Genomic DNA, 22288 nt, shown 5'->3' on the forward strand with positions numbered 1-22288 from the left:
ACAGCAGACCTGCAGACCCTCTTCGCCTGAAAGGCACTCATGAACGAGCGTTCCGTTCTCTTCTCCGGCATGCAGCCCTCGAGCGACTCCCTGCACCTGGGCAACTACATCGGCGCCCTGCTGAACTGGGTCGCGCTGCAGTCGGAGTTCGACGCCTATTACTGCGTCGTCGACCTGCACTCCATCACCGTGGCCCAAGACCCGGCCCAGCTGCACGCCAATACGCGGCAGACGGCGGCCCAGTACATCGCCGCCGGCATCGATCCCGCCGCCTGCACGCTCTTCATCCAGTCCCAGGTGCCCGCCCACGCCGAGTTGGCCTGGGTATTGGGCAGCATCACCGGCTTCGGCGAGGCCAGCCGCATGACGCAGTTCAAGGACAAGTCCAGCCGCTACGGCACGGATGCGACCACCGTCGGGCTGTTCACCTATCCGGTGCTCATGGCCGCCGACATCCTGCTCTACGGAACGCAGCGGGTGCCGGTCGGGGAAGACCAGCGCCAGCACCTCGAGCTCACGCGCGATCTCGCCGGGCGATTCAACACCCGCTACGGCGACACGTTCGTGGTTCCCGAGGCCTACATCCCCAAGCAATCGGCCCGCATCTACGACCTGCAAGCCCCCGAATCGAAGATGAGCAAGTCGGCGGCGAGCGAGGCCGGCCTCATCAAGATCATGGAGGATCCGAAGGTCACGGCGAAGAAGATCCGCAGTGCCGTCACCGACACGGAGCGCGAGATCCGGTTCGACGCCGCCGCCAAGCCCGGCATCTCGAACCTGCTCGCCATCTACGCCGCGCTCTCGTCGCAGTCCATCGAGTCGCTCGAACAGCAGTACGCGGGGCGCGGCTACGGCGACCTCAAGAAGGACCTCGCCGACCTCGTGGTCGAGACTCTCGATCCCATCCGCACGCGCACCGTGGAGCTGCTCGCCGATCCGGCCGAACTCGACCGCCTTCTCGCCGTCGGCGCCGACAAGGCGAGCGAGGTGGCCGAGCGCACGCTGGCAGAGGTGTACGACCGCATCGGCTTCATCCGCCGCCGCTGATGTCGCCCGTCGACCTGCACACGACTCGGCTGCTGCTGGACCAACCGACAGCGGGCGACATCGACGCGATCACCGCCTTCTGCCAGGATCCCCTGTTCGAGCGCTATCTGACGACGCCGTGGCCATACGACCGTTCCAACGCGGAGGGTTTCGTGACCCAGGTCGTTCCCGCAGGCTGGCGAGCGGAGCGGGAATTCACCTGGGCGGTACGCGCGGAGGGCGGAGGCCCGCTGCTGGGCATGATGAGCCTGCGCAGTGAGCATGCCGACGTGGGCTTCTGGATGGGAGCTCCGCATCGCGGCACCGGTTACACCAGCGAGGCGCTCGAAGCCATCGTGCACTGGGCGTTCGAGGCGCGTTCCCTGCCCCGAGTGCTGTGGGAATGCTACGTCGGCAACCTCGCCTCGGCTGGAACCGCCCGCCGCGCCGGGTTCGCCTACATGGGCACGGGAACGGGCCTGGTGATCGGCCGGGACGGCGAACGCCGCACGTGCTGGCAGGGCGAGATCACGCCGCAGACGGATGCAGCGCTCGCCCGGGCGAGCTGGCCGCCGGAGACGCGGGCATGAGCGCACTGCCGGCCGCCGTGCTGTTCGACCTCGACGACACCCTGTTCGCCCACCGGGCGGCGGTGGACCGGGGCATCCGCGCCCACATGCACGCCGTCGGCATCGCGCCGTCGGACACAGCAGCCGAACTCGCTGCGGTCGCGCTCTGGCGCGATCTCGAGGAACGCCACTACCACCGCTACCTGCTGGGAGAGGTCGACTACGAGGCCCAGCGCCGCGATCGCGCCCGGGACTTCGCGGCGCAGCACGGCATCGAACTCGGTGACGCGGATGCCGCCGCCTGGTTCCGCGCCTACGTCGAGCACTATCGAGCCGCGTGGGCACTGCACGACGACGCCCTGCGCTGCCTCACGCGGCTGCGCGAGTTGCGGCCCGACCTGCGCATCGGACTGATCACCAACGGCGACGAGGAGTTCCAGCAACGCAAGGTGAGGGCCGTCGACCTCACGACGCGGCTGGACGCCGTTCTCGCCTCGGGCACACTCGGTTTCGCCAAGCCCGATCCCCGCATCTTCCGGCACGCCTGCGACGTGCTCGGCGTACCGGTCGGCGACGCCGCGTATGTCGGCGATCGCCTGCGTACCGACGCGATCGGTGCCGCATCCGCCGGGCTGACGGGTGTCTGGCTCAACCGCCGCGGGCTCACGCCGCCACCCGCTGAAGCCGACGAGGCGCGCGCGCTCGGCGTCGTCGAGATCTCGACCCTCGATGAGCTCGTGGAGGCGCTGCAGGCTCGCGGGTGACGGCCCGTTTCGAGGGAATAGCTGCGCGCCCCGTGCGTTGACCTATCATCGAAGCAAGTAACGTGCTCCGGGGTCGGTGAGAGTCCGAACCGGCGGTGATAGTCCGCGAGCCGCCTCAGGCGGTTGATCCGGTGGAATTCCGGTACCGACGGTTAAAGTCCGGATGGGAGGATGCACGCGTCGCTCGGCGTTGCCGGGTGACGGAACGGGCGTTGCCCGGCCCCGGAACTCGAGAGGAACGAGATCCGGGATGAGCACCACCAGCATCGACGACGTCGGCACGACTTTCGTGCCCGCGATGCGCCGTGCCATCGAACTCGCCGCCCGCGGGCCCGCGCGCGGCGTGAACCCGCAAGTCGGATGCGTCATCCTCGGCGAAGACGGTGCCGTGCTCGCCGAGGGCTGGCACCGCGGCGCGGGCACCGCGCACGCGGAGGTCGACGCCCTCTCCAAGCTCGGACCGGGTGGGGCTCGGGGCACCACCGCCGTCGTGACTCTCGAACCGTGCAATCACACCGGGCGTACGGGGCCGTGCAGTGAGGCGCTGATCGCCGCCGGAGTCGCCCGAGTCGTCTACGCCGTCGCCGATCCCACCGCTCACGCCGCCGGCGGGGCGCAGCGTCTTGCCCAGGCGGGAGTCGACGTGCTCGGCGGCGTTCTGGCGGACGAGGTGGAGTCCTTCCTCGGCAGCTGGCTCGCCGCGGCGCGGCTGCGGCGGCCGGTCGTCACCGTGAAGTGGGCGTCCAGCCTCGACGGTCGCGCTGCGGCCGCGGACGGCACCAGCCAGTGGATCACCGGGCCCGAGGCGCGTGCCGACGTTCACCGCCGCCGCGCCGAGAGCGACGCGATCGCCGTGGGAACCGGCACGGTAATCGCCGATGACCCCGCGCTGTCGGCCCGCCACCCCGATGGCAGCCTGATGGATTCGCAGCCCATCCCGGTCGTGTTCGGCCGCAGCGCCACGCCGGCGGATGCCGCACTGCGGCAGGGACCGAACGAGCCGGTCTTCCTCACAGGCGCAGACCTCGCGGCCGACCTGGCGCAGTTGCACTCCCGCGGCATCCGGTCGCTGTTCGTGGAGGGCGGCCCTCGGCTGGTGAGTTCCCTCCTCGCCGAGCGGCTCGTGGACCAGGTGCTCGTCTATCTCGCGCCCGCACTCATCGGCGGGCCGAAGACGGCCATCGGTGACATCGGCGTCGACACGATCGGCGACGCCATGCGCCTGGAGTTGACCGGCGTCGACCGACTCGGCGAGGACATCGTGCTCCTCGCCCGACCCAAGAACTGAGAGGACCACCATGTTCACCGGAATCATCGAGCAGATCGGGCGTATCGAGGCCGTCGAGCGCTCCGGCGACTCGGCCCGCGTCACCGTGCGCGGCCCGCTGGTGCTGAGCGACGTGCATCACGGAGACTCCATCTCCGTCAGCGGGGTGTGCCTCACGGTGGTGGACTTCACCGAGGAGACCTTCACGGCCGACGTCATGGCCCAGACCCTGGCCGTCTCGGCGCTCGGGGCGGTCCACCCGGGATCGGCGGTCAACCTCGAGCGCGCGGCAGCGGTCGGCGACAGGCTCGGCGGCCACATCGTGCAGGGCCACATCGACGGCACCGCCCGCGTGCTGTCCATCACCGAGGGCAGCGCCTGGCGCGTCGTTCGGTTCAGCCTCGACGAACAGCACGCGCCCCTCGTCGTCGACAAGGGCTCGATCGCGGTCGACGGCACCTCGCTCACCGTCAGCGCCGTCGGCGGCGGGCTCTCCGACGGCTGGTTCGAGGTCTCGCTCATCCCCGAGACGCTCTCAGCGACCACGCTCGGCGAGCGCGTGGTGGGCGATCTCGTCAACATCGAGACCGACATCCTGGCCCGCCACGTGCAGCGGATGCTGTCACTCGGCGCCCCTGAGGGCGACCAACACACCCTGCCGTCCTCGGTCTTCTCGACCGAGCCGGCCATCGAAGGGAGCACACGATGAGTCTCGCGACCATCCCAGAAGTCCTCGACGCACTGCGCTCAGGCAAGCCCGTCATCGTGGCCGACGATGAGGCACGGGAGAACGAGGGCGACGCCATCATGGCGGCCGAGCTCGCCAGCCAGGAGTGGATCGCCTGGATGGTGCGCCACACCTCGGGCTTCCTGTGCGCCCCGATGCCCAACGAGTTCGCCGACCGGCTCGAGCTGCCCCTCATGACGCAGCAGAACCAGGACTCCCACGGTACCGCGTACACGATCACCGTCGATGCGACCGACCGGCTCTCCACGGGCATCAGCGCCGCCGACCGCGCTCACACCCTGCGTGTGCTGGCCGATCCGGCATCCTCGCCGGAGAGCCTCATCCGCCCCGGGCACGTGCTCCCGCTGCGCGCGGTCGACGGCGGCGTGCGCCAGCGCGGCGGGCACACCGAGGCCGCGGTCGACCTCATGAAGCTCGCGGGCCTCTCCCCGGTCGGCGTCATCGGCGAGATCGTGGCCGATGACGGCGAGATGATGCGCCTGCCCGGGCTCATCGAGCTCGGCGAGCGCGAGAACCTTCCCGTGACGACCGTTGCCGCGATCGTGGACTGGCTGCAGCAGTGGCACTGCGACACCGACGTGCCGATCGTCGTGCCGATCCCCGAGTCCTCGCGCGTGGATTTCGAGGTGGAGACGACGGTTCCCACCTCCCACGGCCCCTTCAAGGTGCGCGCGTACCGCGACCGCCAGACCGGTGCAGACCATGTCGCCATCGTCGCCGGTGATCCTGCGCCGGAGGGCGCCCTCATCCGCGTGCACTCGGAGTGCCTGACCGGCGAGGCGTTCGGATCGCTCAAGTGCGAGTGCGGCCCGCAGCTCGACACCGCGCTCGACACCATCCAGCGCGACGGAGGCGTCGTCATCTACCTGCGCGGCCACGAGGGCCGCGGCATCGGCCTGATCAACAAGCTGCGCGCCTACCGGCTGCAGGAGGACGGCCTCGACACGCTCGACGCCAACCTCGCGCTCGGCCTGCCCGCGGATGCCCGTGACTACGGCGCGGCGACGGCCATCCTCGAGGACATGGGCATCCGTTCCGTTCGGCTGCTCACCAACAACCCCGAGAAGGTGCGCCAGCTCGAGGAGCGCGGCGTGCGCGTGCTCGAACGCGTTCCGCTCGTGGTCGGCGTGGGCGCCTTCAACGAGGGCTACCTCGAGACCAAGCGCGAGCGCATGGGCCACACCATCGCGGCCGACCAGCTTCTGGACGCGGCCGCCGAACTGAGTAACGAAACCCTTCTGGAAGGACACGCATCATGAGCGGAGCAGGCTCCCCCACCCTCGACACGGACGGCACCGGCCTGAACGTGGTGATCGTCGCCGGCCTGTGGCACACGCAGATCAGCGACGGCCTCATCGCCGGCGCGACCCGCGCGCTCGAGGCGTCGGGTGCCTCCTACCGCCTCGTGCGCGTTCCGGGCAGCTTTGAGCTGCCCGTCGCCGCCAAAGCGGCCCTCGACGCCGGCGCCGACGCGGTGGTGGCGCTCGGCGTCATCATCCGGGGAGGCACGCCGCACTTCGAGTACGTCTCGGCCGCCGCGACCGACGGGCTCACCCGCGTGGCCATCGATGCCGGCAAGCCCGTCGGGTTCGGGGTGCTGACCCTCGACGACGAACAGCAGGGCATCGATCGCGCCGGCCTGCCGGGCTCGAAGGAGGACAAGGGGGCCGAGGCCGCCGAGGCCGCCATCGCGACGGCGCGGGTGCTGCGAGCGCTGCGCGCCTGAGGCTCGGTGGTGTCCCCCGATTGGCAATGCAGGGGTACGCGGGCGTAACGTGGTCGGGTTGCCACAAGCGACGGCTCTTCACGTGACGCACCGCCAGACCGGTGAACCCGACCCGGTGCGGATGCGTCATCCCGCCTTCCCTTGGAGTACAGCACCTCATGTCGATCTCAGCAGCTGAGCTCGCGTCCGCAGCCCTGCCCGCCAACCCGCGCTCGCGCGTGGTGCTGGCGAGCCTCATCGGGACCACGATCGAGTTCTACGACTTCTACGTCTACGCGACGGCGGCCGTCCTGGTCTTCCCGCATCTCTTCTTCCCCACCGGCGACGCGACGACCGCACTGCTCGCATCCTTCGCCGTGTTCGGCGCCGCGATGGTCGCGCGCCCCCTCGGGGCCGTGTTCTTCGGCCACCTCGGCGACAAGCGCGGCCGAAAGGTCACCCTCGTCGGCGCGCTGCTGACCATGGGCGTCGCGACCTTCGCCATCGGCCTGCTCCCCACCTACACGGCGGTGGGCTGGTTCGCTCCCCTGCTGCTCGTCATCCTGCGGTTGGCACAGGGCTTCGCCCTCGGCGGCGAATGGAGCGGCGCGGCGCTGGTCGCAACCGAGAACGCGCCGAAGGGCAAGCGCGCCTGGTACGGCACGTTCCCGCAGCTCGGTGCGCCCATCGGCTTCATCATCGCCAACGGGCTCTTCCTCATCATCGCCGCGGTTCTGCCGAGCGATGACCCGTCGACGCCGTCGGCCGCGTTCCTGGACTGGGGCTGGCGCATCCCGTTCCTGTTCTCGGTGGTCATGGTCGCCGTCGGCCTCTGGGTGCGGCTGCGACTGGTGGAGAGCACCGCCTTCACGGCGGTGCGCGAGAAGGGCGCCATCCGCAAGGTGCCCCTCGCCGCCGTCTTCCGCAACAACTGGCGTGAGCTCATCCTCGGCACCTTCTTCATGCTCGCCACCTACGTGTTGTTCTACCTCATGACCACCTTCTCGCTGAGCTACGGCCGCGCGCCCATCGAAGCCGCCGAGGGCGCCCAGCCCGGCCTCGGCTACTCGTACAACACGTTCGTGCTGATGCTCATCGCCGGTGTCGTCTTCTTCGGCCTGTTCACGCTGCTCTCGGGGCCGTGGGCCGATCGCTGGGGCCGTCGCCGCACCCTGATCTGGGTCACCCTGGGCATCATCGTGTTCGGTCTAGTCTGGGTACCGCTGCTCGGCGCCGGATTCGTCGGCGTCATGCTCTGGCTCATCATCGGGTTCAGCCTCATGGGAATGACGTTCGGGCCGATGGGAGCCCTGCTGCCCGAGCTGTTCCCCACGAACGTGCGCTACACGGGCTCCGGCATCTCGTACAACGTCGCGTCGATCCTGGGAGCCGCCGTCGCGCCGTTCATCGCCGTGGCGCTCTGGGCCGCCGGCGATGGCAGCCCGTTCTGGGTCGGGGTCTACCTGTCGGTGATGGCCGTGCTCACGCTCATCGCACTGCTCGTCAGCCGCGAGACCAAGGACATCGACATCGACCGCTGAGCGGAGTGATGAAAAGGGGCGGATGCCGCGTTTCGCGCAGTATCCGCCCCTTTCGCATAGGTGGGTCGGCAGCCACTCCGATCTCAGTCGAGGAAGAGCGTCCGCAGCCGCCGCGTCGTGAAGACAAGACCGACGAGGATCATCACGGCGTAGTAGAGCACATGCCAGAGCAGCCCCCAGCTCACGTCGCCGGTGGTCAGCCCGCGCACCAAGGCCACACCGTGCCACAGGGGAAGCGCCTGAACGATCCACTGCAGAACCGGCGGGTAGACGCTCAGTGGATAGAAGGTTCCGGAGATGAGGAACATCGGCAGCATCACGAAGTTGATGATGTCCATCTGCTGGAACGTCTTCATGTAGCTCGTGACGCCCATGCCGAAACTCGCGAAGCCGAACGCGATCATGAGCACGGCGGGCAGGGCGAGCAGCGCCCACCACGACAGGTTCAGGCCGAGGGCCTGCATCACCAGCATGAAGCCGACCGCGTAGAGGGCGCCGCGCAAGAGCGCGAGCACAATCTCGCCGAGCGCGACATCCAGCGGCCCAAGGGAGGTCGACAGCATCCCCTCGTAGAGCTTCGCGTACTGCATCTTGAAGAACACGTTCCACGTCGAGTCGTAGATCGCGCCGTTCATCGCCGCCACCGCCAGCAGCGCCGGAGCGATATATGCAGGATAGGGAATGGAGGCGCCGCTGTCGGTCGTGATCTTTCCTACGAGCCCGCCGAGCCCCACGCCGAGGGAGAGCAGGTAGAAGATGGGCTCGAAGACGCCGCTCAGCATCACGACCCAGTTGGTGCTGCGCGTGGCACGCCAGCCGCGGAACACCACGGCCCGCGCATTGCGCCCGTACAACGCGCGCAGCGGCCGCTGGTCCAGGCTGCTCGGCACGAGCGCCGTCTCGCGCACCTGCGTCATGAGTTCAGCCTCCGTGCGGCGATGCGCCGGGAGATGATCCAGCCGGCGGCCAGCATCCCGAGCAGGTAGAGAACGTGCACGAGGGTGAGCCAGAGCGGCTCCGAGTAGCCGAACGATGCGATGCGGGCCAGCTGCGCTCCATGCCAGAGCGGCGAGATCCAGCCGATCCACTGCACGGCGAGGGGAAGCTGTGCGAGCGGGAAGAAGGTGCCCGAGAACAGCGTCATCGGCAGCACCACGACGCGCATGACGATCGAGAGCTGGCCGGTGTCCTCCTCGATCGTCGAGCTGTAGGCCATCAGCACCGCGCCGAACGCCATCCCCGTCAACACCACCGCCGGCAGCATGAGCACGCCGGTGGGCGACGGCACCGCGCCGAAGGCGAGCATGAGCAGAAAGTAGAGAACGCAGGTGAGCGCCATGCGCAGGGCCACCGAGATGACCAGGCCACCGACGATCTGGGGCGGTCGGATGGGCGAGGAGGCGATGCCCGAGAAGGTGGGGTTCCACTTGTAGCCGACCATGACGGGGTAGGTGAACTCCTCGGCCGCCGCGGTGATGGCGGCGCTCGCCAGCAGCGCGGGCGCGACGAAGACGAGGTAGCCCACCCCGTCGATCGACTCGTCGCCCAGGTTGGCGTCGATGAGGCCGGCCAGTCCGACTCCCAGAACGTAGAGGTAGATGATGGGCGAGCCGATGCTGCTGGCGAGGATGGTTCCGCCGTAGCTGCGCATGACGCGAAGCCGGTGCAGGGCGACGTACCAGGCGCCGAATCGGCGGGGGCGGGCGGCGGCCGCGATGGCGCGGGCCGCATCCGTCGTCGAAGGCTGCGCGATGCTCATTCGATGAGGCTCCGGCCGGTGAGCCTGAGGAAGACGTCTTCGAGGCTCGAGCGGCGCACGAGGCTCGTCAGCGGGCGCAGCCCGGCCTCGGTCACCCGCACGAGTTCCGCCTCGCCGTCGTCGCTGTAGATGAGGATGCGATCGGGAAGCACTTCCACCCTCTCGCCCACGTCGGCGAGCCGGGCCGCGACCTCGGCGTTGCGGTCGCTGCCGAAGCGCAGCTCGAGAACTTCGCGGGTGGAGTACGTGCGAATGAGCTGCGCGGGCGAGCCCTCGGCCATGATGCGGCCTTTGTCGACCACCACGAGCCGGTCGCAGAGCTGCTCGGCCTCGTCCATGTAGTGGGTCGTGAGCAGCAGCGTCGTGCCCTGCTCCTTCAGCCGGAACAGGCGGTCCCAGAGGATGTGGCGGGCCTGCGGGTCCAGGCCCGTCGTCGGCTCGTCGAGCAGCAGGATGCGCGGGTCGTTGATGAGGGCGCGCGCGATGGTCAGTCGGCGTTTCATGCCGCCCGACAGGTCGTCGACCTTCGCCTTGGCCTTGTCTTCGAGCTGGGCGAAGGAGAGCAGTTCGTCGGCGCGGGCAGCGACCTTCCGCGCCGGCAGGCCGAAGTAGCGGCCGTAGACGAGCAGGTTCTCGCGAACCCGCAACTCGGTGTCGAGGTTGTCGGCCTGCGGCACGACGCCGAGCAGCGAGCGGATCTCGGGCCCGAAGCGGTCGGGGTCGAGGCCGAGGATGCGCAACTCGCCCGACGTTCGGGTGGAGACGGCGCCGACCATTCTCATGGTGGTCGACTTCCCCGCGCCATTGGGACCGAGGAGTCCGAAGGACTCCCCTGGCGCGACCTCGAACGAGATTCCGTCGACGGCGGTGAAGTCCTTATAGACCTTGACGAGGTTCTCGGCGACGACGACGGCATCAGACACGCTCCCACGCTAGCCGACCCCGGCGACGCCGCTTCGCGATCGCAGCACCCCGAACCCGCAGAAACCGAGGGTGCAGCCACACCGAACCCGCAGGAGAGAAGGGTGTCAGGCACCCGCACCCTCGGTTTTTGCGTTCTCGGCGCTCAGAAGCGTCGCCCGAGCGCGGGGCTGACGCAGCATCCGCGCCGCCGTAGCATGGCGGAATGGTTCAGCAGCGCAGTGCCGTCGCCGTCTCGGAGGAGGTGCGGGCTGCCGTCTCCGACGGGGCGCCCGTACTCGCCCTCGAGACCACCATCCTCACCCACGGGCTCCCCCGGCCGCGCAACCTCGAGGTGGGCAGGCAGGCCGAGGCTCTCATCCGGCAGGCCGGAGTGGTGCCGGCCACGATCGGCGTCGTAGCGGGCGTACCCACGGTGGGCCTCAGCGACGACGAGCTCGAGCGGCTGTGCACGGTTCCCAGCGTCAAGGCGAGCGTGCGCGACCTGCCGTTCCTCGCGATGCGGGGCCTGGATGCGGGCACCACCGTCGCCGCTACCGCCTTCCTGGCGCATGCCGCCGGCATCCGCGCCATGTCCACGGGCGGTCTAGGTGGCGTGCACCGCGGGGCGAGCGAGAGCTTCGACGAGTCCGCCGACCTCGGCACCCTCGCCCGCACGCCGATCGCGCTCGTCAGCGCGGGCGTCAAGTCGATCCTCGACATCGGGGCGACGCTCGAGCGCATCGAGACGCTCAACATCCCCATCGTCGGCTACCGCACGAACGCCTACCCCGGCTTCTACGTGGCCGACTCCGGCCACCGCATCGAGCATCGGATCGAGAGCGCCGCCGAGGCGGCCGACGTCATCCGCGCCCGAGACGCGCTCGGCCTGCAGGCCGCCGTCCTCATCGCGAACCCGGTCGCGGCCCATCTTCAGTTGGATCCCGACCTGCACGAGAAGGTGCTGGCCGCGGCACTTGCCGCCACGACGGATCAGGGCATCACCGGCCACGACATCACGCCGTTCCTGCTCGACTACCTGCAGCGCGAGACCCAGGGCAAGAGCCTCGACGTGAACCTCGAGGTCTACCGCGGCAACGTCGAACTCGGCGCGCAAGTCGCCCTCGCCCTCGCCGCCCGTGACTGAGGCGGTGAGTGAGGCGCCGGTGACGGAGGCGGTGCTCGGCGTCGTCGGCGACAGCGTCGAAGACATCGTCGTCTGGCTCGATGAACCGCTCCGCCCCGCCACCGACACCGCCTCGCGCGTCTTCCGCTCGCGCGGAGGCAGTGGCGCGAACGTCGCGGCGCTCGCGGGCTCCCTGGTGCCGACGCGATTCATCGGCTCCGTGGGAACGGATGCCGCAGGCGACGCACTCGAGACGGAGCTCACGGGCCACGGCGTCGACGTGCGGGTGCAGCGCCACGGCGTCACGGGAGCCGTCGTGCTGCTCATCGACGTGGTGGGGGAACGCACGATGTTCCCCGACCGCGGCGCATCCGCGCTGCTGGACCACGTCGACCCGGGCTGGCTCGCGAACCTGGCGCACCTGCACGCGCCGAGCTACGGCCTGGAGCGGGAACCGATGCGGTCCGAGATCCTGCGGATGCTCGCGGCCGTGCGCGCGGCGGGTGGCTCGATCTCGCTCGACGCCTCTTCGACGGGCCTGCTGAACACCATCGGGCTCGACGAGTACGCCCACCTCCTCGAGCGCATCGCTCCCGACCTGCTGCTCGCCAATGCCGCGGAGGCCGCTCTCGTGCAATCGCGCGTGCCGGCCGCCACCACGCTGGTGGTGAAGAACGGGCCGCAGCCGACGACCGTATGGCGCGACGGAACCCGGCTCGCCGAGGTCGCGGTCGACCCGGTGGAGAGCATCCGCGATCTGACGGGCGCCGGTGACGCCTTCGCCGCCGGCTTCCTGGCGGCCCGCCTGGCCGGCACCACGCTGGCGGATGCCTGCCTGCGCGGCCATGCGGTGGCGGCATCCGTGCTCGCGAGTCCGGGCGCCACCACCCGCTGACGCGCGGGAGCGCGCCGACTCGCCGGCACGGGCCGAAGGCGACCAGCACCCGAGGCGGGGTTCCGACGGGTGGGGGTCCGGGGGTCGGTGGGCATCTTTGGGCGGGACCCCCACCCGTCGGAACTCCGCCGGAAGCGACCCGGAAACTTCGCCGAACTGAAGAACGGCGACCCCTAAGCCCAGCGCGAACATCCGTCAACCTAGATTGACGGATGAAAGCGCGTCAATTACGGTTGACGCCATGAGCACCCAGTTGCCCCACACCCTGAGTGGAGAGTTCGGCGACGCCGAGCCGATCGCGACCCTGCGCACCATCACTCAGACCCGCCGCGACCTCGAGCGGGCCGAATCCGCCGCGGTGCGGCGCGCGCGGGTCGCCGGTTACTCGTGGCACGCGATCGCCGACGCCCTCGGCGTGAGTCGTCAGGCCGCGCACAAGAAGCACGGACGACGCTGACCTCGAACCGAGCCACCCAGCGCACTCAGCAAGCTCATGGCATCCGTCGAGAAGGATAGAAGCATGTCAACCACCACCGACTCGCCGCGCACCACGCGCGGCCTGCGCCGCAGCTCCGAATCGGGGCCGCGTGCGAGCTTCGGGCAGCTGCTGCCCTACCTGTTCGAGCAGAAGGGCATCATCGCCTTCGTCATCGTGCTGAGCGTGCTGCTCGCCGCCGCGAGCCTCGGCCAGCCGCTGCTCGTCAGCCAGGTGATCACCGCCGTACAGAAGGGCAGCCCGCTCGGCGGCCTCGTCTGGGCGCTCGTGGCGCTCGTGGTGGTCTCGGGCCTGCTCAGCGGCTACCAGCACTACCTGCTGCAGCGCACGGGTGAGGGCGTCGTGCTCTCGAGCCGGCGGCGGCTGATCGCGCGCATCCTGAACCTGCCGATCTCGGAGTTCGACCGCCGTCGCACCGGCGACCTCGTCTCGCGGGTCGGCAGTGACACGACCCTGCTGCGTGCCGTGCTCACGCAGGGTCTCGTCGAGGCGATCGGCGGTGCGTTGACCTTCGTCGGCGCGCTCATCGCGATGCTCGTCATCGACCCCGTGCTGCTCGGCCTCACGGTGCTCGTGATCGCCGTCGCGATCGTGTCGGTCACCCTGCTCTCCCGCCGCGTGCGGGAGGCGTCCCGGGCTGCGCAGGACAAGGTGGGCGAGCTCGCATCCGCCGTCGAGCGGGCCATCAGCTCCGTGCGCGCCATCCGCGCCTCCAACGCCACCCAGCGCGAGATCGAGAGCACGGTCGGCGCGGCCGAGGGCGCCTGGCAGATGGGCATCCGGGTCGCGAAGATCTCGGCGCTCATCGTTCCGGTGGCCGGCATCGCCCTGCAGGTCTCGTTCCTCGTGGTGCTCGGCGTCGGTGGGTTCCGCGTGGCGAGCGGCGCCATCACCGTTGCGAGCCTCGTGGCCTTCATCCTGTTCCTGTTCATGCTGATCATGCCGCTCGGACAGGCCTTCGGCGCGCTCACGGCCGTGAACCAGGCACTCGGCGCGCTCGGCCGCATTCAGGAGGTGCTCGACCTTCCCGATGAGGACACCTTCGATCGCGACATCGCGCCCCACGCCATCATGGTCGGACCGGCCAATTCCGGCCTGTTGCCGGATGCTTCGGCGATCTCGTTCGACAACGTGCGCTTCTCCTACCCCGCGGCGCCCGTCGTCGAGGAGCCGTCCGATTCACCAACGGCGAGCGCGAACCCGATCGTCGAGCTCGACGAGCTCACCGAGACCGACTGGTCGATCGAGGCCCTCTCCGAGGCCGAGTCGCGCTCCGAGGCGACGACGGATGCCGCGCACGAGCGCCCCGCTGTGCTGAACGGCGTCTCGTTCGAGGTTCCACGCGGCCGACGCACGGCACTCGTCGGCCCCTCCGGCGCGGGGAAGAGCACCGTGCTCGCCCTCGTCGAGCGCTTCTACGACCCCACCGACGGTGTCGTGCGTCTCGGCGGTCTCGACATCCGCTCCCTCAGCCGCACCGAACTGCGAGCGCAGATCGGATACGTCGAGCAGGACGCCCCCGTGCTCGCCGGAACCCTGCGCGACAACCTCCTGCTCGCCGCCCCCGACGCGAGCGACGCCGACTGCATCGAGGTGCTGCACGCCGTGAACCTCGGCGAGGTTCTGGACCGTGACCCGGCCGGACTGGATGCCCCCGTCGGCGAGGACGGCATCATGCTCTCGGGCGGGGAGCGCCAGCGCCTGGCCATCGGTCGTGCACTGCTGGCGGCTGCGCCCATCCTGCTGCTCGACGAGTCGACCTCGAGCCTCGACGGCGTCAACGAGCAGAAGATGCGCGAGGCGATCGACGCCGTCGCCGAGGACCGCACCCTGATCGTGATCGCGCACCGGCTCTCGACCGTCGTCGACAGCGACCAGATCGTGGTGCTCGACCACGGCCGCGTGATCGGAACGGGAACGCACTCGGAGCTCGTGCAGTCCACTCCCCTGTACCGCGACCTCGCGAAGCACCAGCTCCTGGTCTGACCCGCGCCCTCCCGAGAAGCGAGGACATTCCGAAAAGCGAGGCGATTCCAGCCGACACGCCGTTCGCGGACGCGACACGCCCGGTCGTTCGCGAAGATCGCCTCGCTTTTCGGAGATCTCCCGCCACGATCGCCTCGCTTTTCGGAGATCGCCCGCCGCGATCGCCTCGCTTTTCGGCTGGAGAGCGCGGCGGCGTAGGGTCGATGCATGGGATTCTCCGTGCCTCAGGAACGCAAGCTCGTCACCGACCTTCCCGGTCCCAAGTCCCAGGAGCTCCTCGAGCTGCGTCGGCGCTACGTCTCCCGCGGCGCGGGCACCCTCGCCGACATCTTCATGAACCACGGCTCGGGCGCGATCCTCGTCGACGTCGACGGCAACCAGCTCATCGACCTCGGCTGCGGCATCGGCGTGACCACCATCGGCCACGCACATCCGGATGTCGCCGCGGCCGCCGCCGCCCAGGCGAGCAAGCTCACGCACACGCTGTTCACCGTCACCCCGTACGAGAACTACGTGCGCGTCGCGCAGAAGCTCGCCGAGATCACCCCGGGCGACTTCGAGAAGCACTCGATCCTCGTGAACTCGGGGGCTGAAGCGGTCGAGAACGCGGTGAAGATCGCCCGCAAGTTCACCGGCCGCCGGGCCATCGCAGCGCTCGACCACGCCTTCCACGGGCGCACGAACCTCACCATGGCGATGACGTACCGCCCTTGGCCCGAGCGTGCCGGCATGGGACCCTTCCCCGGCGACATCTTCAGCGTGCCCTCCAGCTACCCCTTCCGCGACGGCCTCAGCGGGGCGGATGCGGCGGCCCGCACCATCGACTACATCACGACCCACATCGGCGCGACCGAGCTGGCCGCCCTTTTCGTCGAGCCCATCCAGGGCGACGGCGGCATCGTCATCCCCGGCGACGGCTACTTCGAGGCGCTCTCGGCGTTCTGCACCGAGAACGGCATCCTCTTCGTGGCCGACGAGATCCAGTCGGGAATCGCCCGTTCCGGCGCCTGGTACGCCATCGAGCACTTCGGCGTCGTACCCGACCTCGTCACGACGGCGAAGGGCATCGCCGGCGGCTTCCCGCTCGCCGCGGTCACCGGACGCGCCGACGTCATGGATGCGGTGCAGCCCGGAGGCATCGGCGGCACCTTCGGCGGCAACCCGGTCTCGACCGCGGCCGCGCTGGCCGTCTTCGACCTCGTCGAGCGCGATGGCCTCATCGAGCAGGCACAGCGCGTGGAGCGGGCGTTCCGCGACCGCATCGGCGACTGGGCGCAGAAGTACTCCGTGATCGGCGAGGTGCGCGGCAAGGGCGCGATGTGGGGTGCCGAGCTCGTGCACCCCGGAACGACCCGCCCCCACCCCGAGGCCCTGACCGCCGTCATCCGTCATGCCGCGGCCAACGGCGTGATCGTGCTCGACGCCGGAAGCTGGGACAGCGTGCTGCGCTTCCTTCCCAGCGTCGTCATCAGCGAGGAGCTCATCGACGACGCGGCATCCGTCATCGAGCAGAAGCTCGCAGAGCTCAGCGCCGCGTAGCCCGTACCTGCTCGGTCCTCCGCCCCGCGGGGCACTCGCCGCACTCAGTCGAGCGCGGGCAGTGCCTCGGCGAGCCGGTAACGGATGCTCGCCAGCTCGGCCCGCAGGGCGGCCGGAGCGCGCCCGTCGAAGCTGTCGAAGAACTCCTCGGTGAGCCGGCACTCCTCGAGCCACGAATCGGGGTCGACCTCGAACAGCGCCTCGAGCGCGTCCGGCGCGAGGGTGAGGCCGTCGACGTCGAGGGAGCCGGGCTGCGGCAGCAGGCCGATCGGCGTGTCGACGGCGTCCGCCGTTCCCTCCAGCCGACGCACGATCCACTCGAGCACCCGGGCGTTCTCCCCGAACCCGGGCCACAGGTATCCGCCGTCCTCGCCCTTGCGGAACCAGTTCACCTGGAAGATCGCCGGAGCCGCATGACCCAGCGTTCGCCCCATCCTCACCCAGTGGGCCCAGTAGTCGGCCATGTTGTAGCCGCAGAACGGCAGCATGGCGAACGGGTCGCGGCGCAGCTCGCCGACGGTCCCCTCCGCGGCTGCGGTCTGCTCCGACGAGATGGTGGCGCCCATGAACACTCCGTGGTTCCAGCCGCGCGCCTGCGCCACGAGAGGCACGTTCGTCGCCCGACGGCCGCCGAAGATGATGGCGTCGACGGGTACGCCGGCGAAGGCCTGGGCGTCGTCGGCGATCGAGGGGCACTGCGCCGCCGATACCGTGAACCGGGAATTCGGATGCGCTGCCGGCCCACCAGAGGCGGGCGTCCACGGGTTGCCCCGCCAGTCCGTCAGCTGCTCGGGCGGCGTGGGCGTGAGGCCCTCCCACCAGACGTCGCCGTCCGGACGCAGAGCCACATTGGTGAAGATGGTGTTGCCCCAGAGCGTCTGCACGGCGGTGGGATTGGTCGTCTCGCCGGTACCGGGGGCCACACCGAAGAACCCGGCCTCGGGATTGATCGCGTAGAGCCGGCCGTCGTCGCCGGGTCGCATCCAGGCGATGTCATCGCCGATGGTCTCCACGCTCCACCCGGGGATGCTGGGACGCAGCATCGCGAGGTTGGTCTTTCCACACGCCGACGGGAAGGCCGCGGCTACATGGTGGACGCGACCCTGCGGAGACGTGACCTTGATCAACAGCATGTGCTCGGCGAGCCAGCCCTCGTCGCGCGCCATCACCGAGGCGATCCGCAGCGCGAAGCACTTCTTGGCGAGCAGCGCGTTTCCGCCGTAGCCGGAGCCGTACGAGAAGATCTCCCGCGTATCGGGAAACTGCACGATGTACTTGGTCGGGTTGCACGGCCACTCGACGTCCGCACGCGGGAAGCCGTGGCCGTCCCGAAGCGGCGCTCCGACGCTGTGCACGGCGCGCACCCAGGTCTCCCCGTTCTCGATGAGGCGGTAGACCGCGTCGCCCATCCGCGTCATGACACCCATCGAGAGCACGACGTACGGCGAGTCGGTGAGCTGCACCCCGAGATGCGAGATCGGACCGCCGAGCGGCCCCATCGAGAACGGCACCACGTAGAGGGTGCGACCGCGCATCGACCCGGCGAACACCTGCCGCAGTTCAACGCGCATGGCGGCGGGCTCCCGCCAGTTGTTGGTCGGTCCCGCGTCGACCTCGCTCTCGGAGCAGATGAAGGTGCGATCCTCGACCCGGGCGACATCGTCCGGATCGGTTCGGGCGAGGTAGCTGTTCGGGCGCCACTCGGGGTTCAGCCGGATGAGCTTGCCCTCGCGTACCAACTGCTTGGTGAGACGGTCGGCCTCGGCCAGAGAGCCATCGCACCAGATGATCGCGTCGGGTTCGGTGAGTCGGGCGATCTCGGCGACCCATGCGCGTAGGGCGGTATCGGTGGTCCCGGTGGTGAGCGGTGGGTTCCGGATGTCGTCGGGCTCCCCGGATGCCGCACGTGTGGCTGTCTCTGAAATGGTCACGGTCTCACCCTCCGTCTGCTGTGCCTGCCGTCGAATTTAAGCGTCCAGCAGTATTAGCGGCTCGGGCACAGGAGAACAGTGTTAAGAACGGGTGATCTTTCCGTATGGTTAAGGCATGACGCAGCGCAGCGCGGAGTTGGAGACGCTCGGCCACCGCATCCGGCACCATCGCATCGAGCGCGGACTCACTCTCGACGCCCTCGGCGAGCGCATCGGCATGGCCGGTAGCCAGCTCTCGCTCATCGAGAACGGCAAGCGCGAGGTTCGAGTAGGAGCACTGCAGTCAATCGCGGATGCTCTCGGCATCACCGTCCCCGCACTGCTCTCGCCCGAGGCACCCAACGCCCGGGCCGCCCTCGAGATCGAGTTGGCAACCGTGCAGCGCTCGTCGCTCTATGGCGCGCTCGGCCTGCCGCGCATCAAGCCGACGCGCGCCCTTCCCGACGAGGCCATCGAGGCTGTGCTCGGGCTCTATCGAGAGCTGCAACGACGTGCGTCCGAGGCCATCGCGACGCCAGAGGAGGCTCGCCGGGCCAACACCGAACTCCGCGAACGGATGCGCCAGCACGACAACCACCTCCCCGAGATCGAGCGTCTCGCCGAGGACCGTGTGCGCGCGGCCGGGCACCAGGCCGGCGCGCTGACGCACCGCGAGGTGAGCGTGATGGCAGAGCAGCTCGGCTTCCAGCTCATCTACGTGAACGACCTTCCCGACTCCACTCGATCGATCACCGACATCGCGAACGGCCGCATCTACCTGCCCCCGGCATCCATCCCCGGCGGGCACGGGCTGCGGTCGATGGCGCTCCAGGCCCTCGCCCACCGCGTGCTCGCCCATGAGAAGCCGGCCAGCTACGCGGAGTTCTTGCAGCAGCGGCTCGAGATCAACTACTTCGCCGCCTGCTGCCTCATGCCCGAGCAGGCCAGCGTCGCCTTCCTCCAGTCGGCCAAGAAAGAGAAGCGCCTCGCGATCGAGGACTTCCGCGATGCCTTCGGCGTCACCCACGAGGCGGCTGCCCTGCGCTTCACGAACCTCGCGACGGCGCATCTCGACATGCGGGTGCACTTCCTGCGGGTGAAGGAGGACGGCGCCCTGCTGAAGGGCTACGAGAACGACGACCTTCCACTGCCGACGGACGTGACGGGATCCATCGAGGGCCAGTGGGTCTGCAAGAAGTGGAGCGCGCGCAGCGCCTTCACGCACACGAACCGAACCACTGAGTTCTACCAGTACACCGACACGCCGGCGGGCACGTACTGGTGCGCCACTCAGACCGGCCGAACGGATGCGGCCGGCCGCGCGGGCGCTGGGGGCGAGTTCTCGATCTCGGTGGGCGTGCCGTTCAGTGAGGCCAAGTGGTTCCGCGGGCGCGAGACCACCGTGCGGGCGCTCTCGCGCTGCCCCGACGAGTCGTGCTGCCGGCGCGCTCCGGCGGAACTCGCCGAGCGCTGGGCCGGCCAGGCCTGGCCGAGCGCGCGGCTGCACGCGCAGATCCTCTCCCCGCTGCCGTCGGGAACCTTCCCGGGGGTCGACGACGCGGAGGTGTACGCCTTCCTGGAGGCGCACGCCACGAGCTGACGGGGCACGGCCCTTCGACAGGCTCAGGGACCGGGATGGTCGCCCGGGCGCACACGGCACGTCCCTTCGACAGGCTCAGGGAACGGGATGGTCGCCTCGGCGGGCACCACAGGGCCCTTCGACAAGCTCAGGGAACTGGACCTTCGCGCTCAGCTCACCCCTGTTCGCTGAGCCTGTCGAAGCGTCGTAGGGTGCCTTCCCGGTCGCATAACATTATGCCCATTGCAATAGTGTGTGTCACACAGTATTGTGAGTCACATGCAACCGGATGACGCAACCGCAGGACATCTCCAAGAGCTGCGCCGCGGCACCGTGGTGCTCGCCTGCCTGCTGAGCCTGCGTTCGCCCGACTACGGCTATGCCTTGCTTGAGCGACTGGAGAGCCTCGGCTTTTCCACCGACGCCGGCACCCTCTATCCCCTGCTTCGACGCCTCGAGAAGCAGGGCTACCTCTCCAGCAGCTGGAACACCGACGAGGCGCGACCGCGCAAGTTCTACCAGACCAGCGCGGCCGGCCTCGCTCTCGCACAGAACCTGCTGACCGACTGGGCGGCGATCGCCGAGTCGATCACCGCACTCACTTCCGGAGACGAATCATGACCGCAACACTCACCGACCGCTACGTCTACGCCGTCGGCCGCCGCGTTCCCAGCACCCAGCGCGAGGAACTCGAACGCGAGGTGCGCGCGCTGGTCGCCGACACCACCGACGCCAAGCGCGAAGAGGGCTCCGCCGACCCGGAGCGCGAGGCGATCATCGCGCTCGGCGATCCCGATCGCCTTGCCGCCACGTATACCGACCGACCGCTGCACCTGATCGGTCCCGCGCTCTTCCCCGATTACCGCCGGCTTCTGGTGATGCTCTACAGCATCGTGCTGCCGATCATCGTCGTGGTCATGTTCGTGGTGCAGCTGCTGGCGCGCGACAGCATCGGGGATGCGATCGGCCGCGCCATCGCGCTCACCATCCAGGTCGCCGTGCACCTCGGATTCTGGACGACCCTCGTCTTCGCCATCCTCGAGCGCCAGCCTCAGCATCGCAATGGCCGCGAGACGTGGACGCCCGAGATGCTGCCCAACCCGGATGCCCGCGACACCGGCGTCGGCGTCGCAGGCCTGGTGGGAAGCATCGTCTGGAGCGGCTTCGTGATCGCCGCGATCCTGTGGCAGCAACTCGCCTCTCCCATCCACAACGCGAGCGGCGATCCGATACCCGTCATCGACCCGCGCCTCTGGAGCTTCTGGTTGCCCGCACTCATCGTCGTCATGCTCGCGCAGGTGGCGCTCACGATCGCCGTCTACGCGCGCCGCCGCTGGACGTATGGCCTCACTGCCGTGCGCATCCTCATCGACGTCGCCTTCTTCGCCCCCCTGGCGTGGCTCGCGCTGACCGGCGCGCTGCTGAACCCCGCCTTCTTCGCGGCGCTCGGCTGGCCGCAGGGGGCGGATGCCGGCAGCTGGCTCGGGACCCTCATCGTCGCGATCGCCCTTCTCGCCATCGTCTACGACACCGTCGAGGCCCTCCGCGACGCCCGCAAGGCCCGCCTCGCCGGGGCGGTCTGAGCAGCATCCGGTCAGCGGGGGCGAGCCGTCGAAGCAACGACGGCTCGCTCCAGCGTCTCGCCCTTACTTGGGCTGCATCCGGATGGCCCCGTCGAGGCGAATGGTCTCGCCGTTGAGCAACGGGTTCTCGATGATGTGGCGGGCGAGCGCCGCGTACTCGGCCGCCGTCCCCATGCGCGAGGGATGCGGGATCGACTCCTCGAGGGAGCGCTGCACCTCGGCGGGCATGCCGGCCATCATCGGAGTCTGCATGATGCCGGGTGCGATCGTGAGAACGCGGATGAGCAGCTTCGAGAGGTCGCGCGCGAGCGGCAGCGTCATGGCCGCGACGCCACCCTTCGAGGCGGCGTACGCCGCCTGGCCGATCTGACCGTCGAAGGCGGCGACCGACGCTGTGTTGATGATCACGCCGCGCTCAGCCGTCGGCGGCACTCCGGGCAAATCCTGTTGTTCCACGGGCTCGGCGGCCGCCATGGCCGCCGCGGCCAGCCGGCTGACGTTGAAGGTTCCGATGAGGTTGATGCGGATGGTGCGCTCGAAGGCGTCCAGCGGGAGCGGGCCCTCGCGTCCGACCGTGCGGCCCGCCGTGGCGATGCCCGCGCAGTTGACGGCGATGCGCAGAGGACCGAACTCCTGCGCGGCGTCGATCGCCGCCTGCACCTGGTCGGGGTCGGTCACATCCGCCGGTACGAAGCGGGCTCCCTCGCCGAACTCCGCGGCCACCTGCTCACCCGGTGACGACGGCAGGTCGACGAGCACGACGCGTGCCCCCGCCGCGTGCAGAACGGATGCGGTGCCGCGGCCGAGGCCCGACGCACCACCCGTGACGATCGCGCTCGATCCCTGGATCCTCATGCCTGTTCGTGCCCTTCCTCAGTCGTTCGATGATGGTTCG

The 22288-nt window shown here is 69.4% G+C and carries 21 protein-coding genes and 1 riboswitch; of the genes, 16 read left to right on the plus strand and 5 right to left on the minus strand.

Annotation, left to right across the window (positions count from 1 at the left end; all coding sequences use genetic code 11):
• Nucleotides 1-39 precede the first annotated feature (39 nt).
• The 8 genes from trpS to WDJ51_RS02445 all read left to right on the plus strand — a co-directional run bounded on the left by trpS (nt 40) and on the right by WDJ51_RS02445 (nt 7620).
• The gene (trpS, locus tag WDJ51_RS02410) at nt 40-1047 is read left to right on the plus strand and encodes a tryptophan--tRNA ligase (RefSeq protein WP_337850823.1); all 1008 of its coding nucleotides are present in this window, start codon (nt 40-42) and stop codon (nt 1045-1047) included.
• Nucleotides 1047-1616: a GNAT family N-acetyltransferase gene (locus WDJ51_RS02415; RefSeq protein WP_337850824.1), complete on the plus strand. Its 570-nt coding sequence runs from the start codon at nt 1047-1049 to the stop codon at nt 1614-1616. The genes trpS and WDJ51_RS02415 overlap by 1 nt, the downstream gene beginning before the upstream one ends.
• Nucleotides 1613-2359 carry an HAD family hydrolase gene (locus WDJ51_RS02420; RefSeq protein WP_337850825.1) on the plus strand — a complete coding sequence of 249 codons (747 nt, stop codon included), beginning with the start codon at nt 1613-1615 and terminating at the stop codon, nt 2357-2359. The genes WDJ51_RS02415 and WDJ51_RS02420 overlap by 4 nt, the downstream gene beginning before the upstream one ends.
• A gap of 59 nt (nt 2360-2418) precedes the next feature.
• Nucleotides 2419-2539: riboswitch (FMN riboswitch) on the plus strand.
• A gap of 70 nt (nt 2540-2609) precedes the next feature.
• Nucleotides 2610-3647 carry a bifunctional diaminohydroxyphosphoribosylaminopyrimidine deaminase/5-amino-6-(5-phosphoribosylamino)uracil reductase RibD gene (gene ribD, locus WDJ51_RS02425; RefSeq protein ID WP_337850826.1) on the plus strand — a complete coding sequence of 346 codons (1038 nt, stop codon included), beginning with the start codon at nt 2610-2612 and terminating at the stop codon, nt 3645-3647.
• Between the two features lie 10 nt (nt 3648-3657).
• Nucleotides 3658-4335, plus strand: a complete 678-nt coding sequence (locus tag WDJ51_RS02430; protein WP_337850827.1) for a riboflavin synthase — start codon at nt 3658-3660, stop codon at nt 4333-4335.
• A complete protein-coding gene (gene ribA, locus WDJ51_RS02435; RefSeq protein WP_337850828.1) occupies nt 4332-5633 on the plus strand; it encodes a GTP cyclohydrolase II in 1302 nt (433 codons plus the stop codon). Before WDJ51_RS02430 ends, ribA begins: the two co-directional genes overlap by 4 nt.
• Nucleotides 5630-6100, plus strand: coding sequence for a 6,7-dimethyl-8-ribityllumazine synthase (gene ribH, locus WDJ51_RS02440; protein WP_337850829.1), 471 nt, complete (start codon nt 5630-5632; stop codon nt 6098-6100). Before ribA ends, ribH begins: the two co-directional genes overlap by 4 nt.
• A gap of 158 nt (nt 6101-6258) precedes the next feature.
• Entirely contained in the window at nt 6259-7620 is a 1362-nt protein-coding gene (locus WDJ51_RS02445; RefSeq protein ID WP_337850830.1) for an MFS transporter, read from the plus strand.
• 83 nt (nt 7621-7703) lie between these two features.
• On the opposite strand, the gene WDJ51_RS02450 is transcribed toward WDJ51_RS02445, so the two are convergent.
• From WDJ51_RS02450 to WDJ51_RS02460, 3 genes are read right to left on the minus strand one after another with little or no spacing between them, the layout of a single operon-like run.
• Nucleotides 7704-8537 carry an ABC transporter permease gene (locus WDJ51_RS02450; RefSeq protein WP_337850831.1) on the minus strand — a complete coding sequence of 278 codons (834 nt, stop codon included), beginning with the start codon at nt 8535-8537 and terminating at the stop codon, nt 7704-7706.
• Nucleotides 8534-9379, minus strand: coding sequence for an ABC transporter permease (locus tag WDJ51_RS02455; protein WP_337850832.1), 846 nt, complete (start codon nt 9377-9379; stop codon nt 8534-8536). Before WDJ51_RS02455 ends, WDJ51_RS02450 begins: the two co-directional genes overlap by 4 nt.
• Nucleotides 9376-10302, minus strand: a complete 927-nt coding sequence (locus tag WDJ51_RS02460) for an ABC transporter ATP-binding protein (protein WP_337850833.1) — start codon at nt 10300-10302, stop codon at nt 9376-9378. The genes WDJ51_RS02455 and WDJ51_RS02460 overlap by 4 nt, the downstream gene beginning before the upstream one ends.
• A 203-nt stretch (nt 10303-10505) precedes the next feature.
• On the opposite strand from WDJ51_RS02460, the gene WDJ51_RS02465 reads away from it, so the two are divergent.
• The 5 genes from WDJ51_RS02465 to WDJ51_RS02485 all read left to right on the plus strand — a co-directional run bounded on the left by WDJ51_RS02465 (nt 10506) and on the right by WDJ51_RS02485 (nt 16321).
• On the plus strand, nt 10506-11426 hold the full coding sequence (locus tag WDJ51_RS02465) for a pseudouridine-5'-phosphate glycosidase (protein ID WP_337850834.1): 921 nt from the start codon (nt 10506-10508) through the stop codon (nt 11424-11426).
• 4 nt (nt 11427-11430) lie between these two features.
• Nucleotides 11431-12300 (plus strand): carbohydrate kinase family protein, encoded by an 870-nt coding sequence (locus WDJ51_RS02470; protein WP_337850835.1) that lies wholly within the window; start codon nt 11431-11433, stop codon nt 12298-12300.
• 241 nt (nt 12301-12541) lie between these two features.
• Nucleotides 12542-12757: an AsnC family protein gene (locus tag WDJ51_RS02475; RefSeq protein WP_337850836.1), complete on the plus strand. Its 216-nt coding sequence runs from the start codon at nt 12542-12544 to the stop codon at nt 12755-12757.
• Nucleotides 12758-12820: 63 nt separating this feature from the next.
• On the plus strand, nt 12821-14782 hold the full coding sequence (locus WDJ51_RS02480) for an ABC transporter ATP-binding protein (protein WP_337850837.1): 1962 nt from the start codon (nt 12821-12823) through the stop codon (nt 14780-14782).
• Between the two features lie 207 nt (nt 14783-14989).
• Nucleotides 14990-16321, plus strand: a complete 1332-nt coding sequence (locus tag WDJ51_RS02485) for an aminotransferase class III-fold pyridoxal phosphate-dependent enzyme (protein ID WP_337850838.1) — start codon at nt 14990-14992, stop codon at nt 16319-16321.
• 44 nt (nt 16322-16365) lie between these two features.
• Here the strand turns inward: WDJ51_RS02485 and WDJ51_RS02490 are convergent, their stop codons facing one another.
• Nucleotides 16366-18201, minus strand: coding sequence for a phosphoenolpyruvate carboxykinase (GTP) (locus WDJ51_RS02490; protein WP_337850880.1), 1836 nt, complete (start codon nt 18199-18201; stop codon nt 16366-16368).
• Between the two features lie 166 nt (nt 18202-18367).
• Here WDJ51_RS02490 and WDJ51_RS02495 point away from each other — a divergent pair, with 166 nt between their 5' ends.
• The 3 genes from WDJ51_RS02495 to WDJ51_RS02505 all read left to right on the plus strand — a co-directional run bounded on the left by WDJ51_RS02495 (nt 18368) and on the right by WDJ51_RS02505 (nt 21393).
• A complete protein-coding gene (locus WDJ51_RS02495; RefSeq protein WP_337850839.1) occupies nt 18368-19831 on the plus strand; it encodes a helix-turn-helix domain-containing protein in 1464 nt (487 codons plus the stop codon).
• Between the two features lie 258 nt (nt 19832-20089).
• A complete protein-coding gene (locus tag WDJ51_RS02500) occupies nt 20090-20431 on the plus strand; it encodes a PadR family transcriptional regulator (RefSeq protein ID WP_337850840.1) in 342 nt (113 codons plus the stop codon).
• The gene (locus tag WDJ51_RS02505; protein WP_337850841.1) at nt 20428-21393 is read left to right on the plus strand and encodes a hypothetical protein; all 966 of its coding nucleotides are present in this window, start codon (nt 20428-20430) and stop codon (nt 21391-21393) included. Before WDJ51_RS02500 ends, WDJ51_RS02505 begins: the two co-directional genes overlap by 4 nt.
• A gap of 63 nt (nt 21394-21456) precedes the next feature.
• Here the strand turns inward: WDJ51_RS02505 and WDJ51_RS02510 are convergent, their stop codons facing one another.
• Nucleotides 21457-22248, minus strand: a complete 792-nt coding sequence (locus WDJ51_RS02510) for a 3-hydroxyacyl-CoA dehydrogenase (protein ID WP_337850842.1) — start codon at nt 22246-22248, stop codon at nt 21457-21459.
• Nucleotides 22249-22288: the final 40 nt, after the last annotated feature.

The organism is Rathayibacter sp. YIM 133350 (assembly GCF_037404875.1).
Lineage (GTDB): Bacteria > Actinomycetota > Actinomycetes > Actinomycetales > Microbacteriaceae > Orlajensenia.

Coding starts and splice junctions, on each gene's coding strand:
- trpS (WP_337850823.1), top strand. CDS start 40: ATGAACGAGCGTTCCGTTCTCTTCTCCGGCATGCAGCCCTCGAGCGAC.
- WDJ51_RS02415 (WP_337850824.1), top strand. CDS start 1,047: ATGTCGCCCGTCGACCTGCACACGACTCGGCTGCTGCTGGACCAACCG.
- WDJ51_RS02420 (WP_337850825.1), top strand. CDS start 1,613: ATGAGCGCACTGCCGGCCGCCGTGCTGTTCGACCTCGACGACACCCTG.
- ribD (WP_337850826.1), top strand. CDS start 2,610: ATGAGCACCACCAGCATCGACGACGTCGGCACGACTTTCGTGCCCGCG.
- WDJ51_RS02430 (WP_337850827.1), top strand. CDS start 3,658: ATGTTCACCGGAATCATCGAGCAGATCGGGCGTATCGAGGCCGTCGAG.
- ribA (WP_337850828.1), top strand. CDS start 4,332: ATGAGTCTCGCGACCATCCCAGAAGTCCTCGACGCACTGCGCTCAGGC.
- ribH (WP_337850829.1), top strand. CDS start 5,630: ATGAGCGGAGCAGGCTCCCCCACCCTCGACACGGACGGCACCGGCCTG.
- WDJ51_RS02445 (WP_337850830.1), top strand. CDS start 6,259: ATGTCGATCTCAGCAGCTGAGCTCGCGTCCGCAGCCCTGCCCGCCAAC.
- WDJ51_RS02450 (WP_337850831.1), bottom strand. CDS start 8,537: ATGACGCAGGTGCGCGAGACGGCGCTCGTGCCGAGCAGCCTGGACCAG.
- WDJ51_RS02455 (WP_337850832.1), bottom strand. CDS start 9,379: ATGAGCATCGCGCAGCCTTCGACGACGGATGCGGCCCGCGCCATCGCG.
- WDJ51_RS02465 (WP_337850834.1), top strand. CDS start 10,506: ATGGTTCAGCAGCGCAGTGCCGTCGCCGTCTCGGAGGAGGTGCGGGCT.
- WDJ51_RS02475 (WP_337850836.1), top strand. CDS start 12,542: ATGAGCACCCAGTTGCCCCACACCCTGAGTGGAGAGTTCGGCGACGCC.
- WDJ51_RS02480 (WP_337850837.1), top strand. CDS start 12,821: ATGTCAACCACCACCGACTCGCCGCGCACCACGCGCGGCCTGCGCCGC.
- WDJ51_RS02485 (WP_337850838.1), top strand. CDS start 14,990: ATGGGATTCTCCGTGCCTCAGGAACGCAAGCTCGTCACCGACCTTCCC.
- WDJ51_RS02495 (WP_337850839.1), top strand. CDS start 18,368: ATGACGCAGCGCAGCGCGGAGTTGGAGACGCTCGGCCACCGCATCCGG.
- WDJ51_RS02500 (WP_337850840.1), top strand. CDS start 20,090: ATGCAACCGGATGACGCAACCGCAGGACATCTCCAAGAGCTGCGCCGC.
- WDJ51_RS02505 (WP_337850841.1), top strand. CDS start 20,428: ATGACCGCAACACTCACCGACCGCTACGTCTACGCCGTCGGCCGCCGC.
- WDJ51_RS02510 (WP_337850842.1), bottom strand. CDS start 22,248: ATGAGGATCCAGGGATCGAGCGCGATCGTCACGGGTGGTGCGTCGGGC.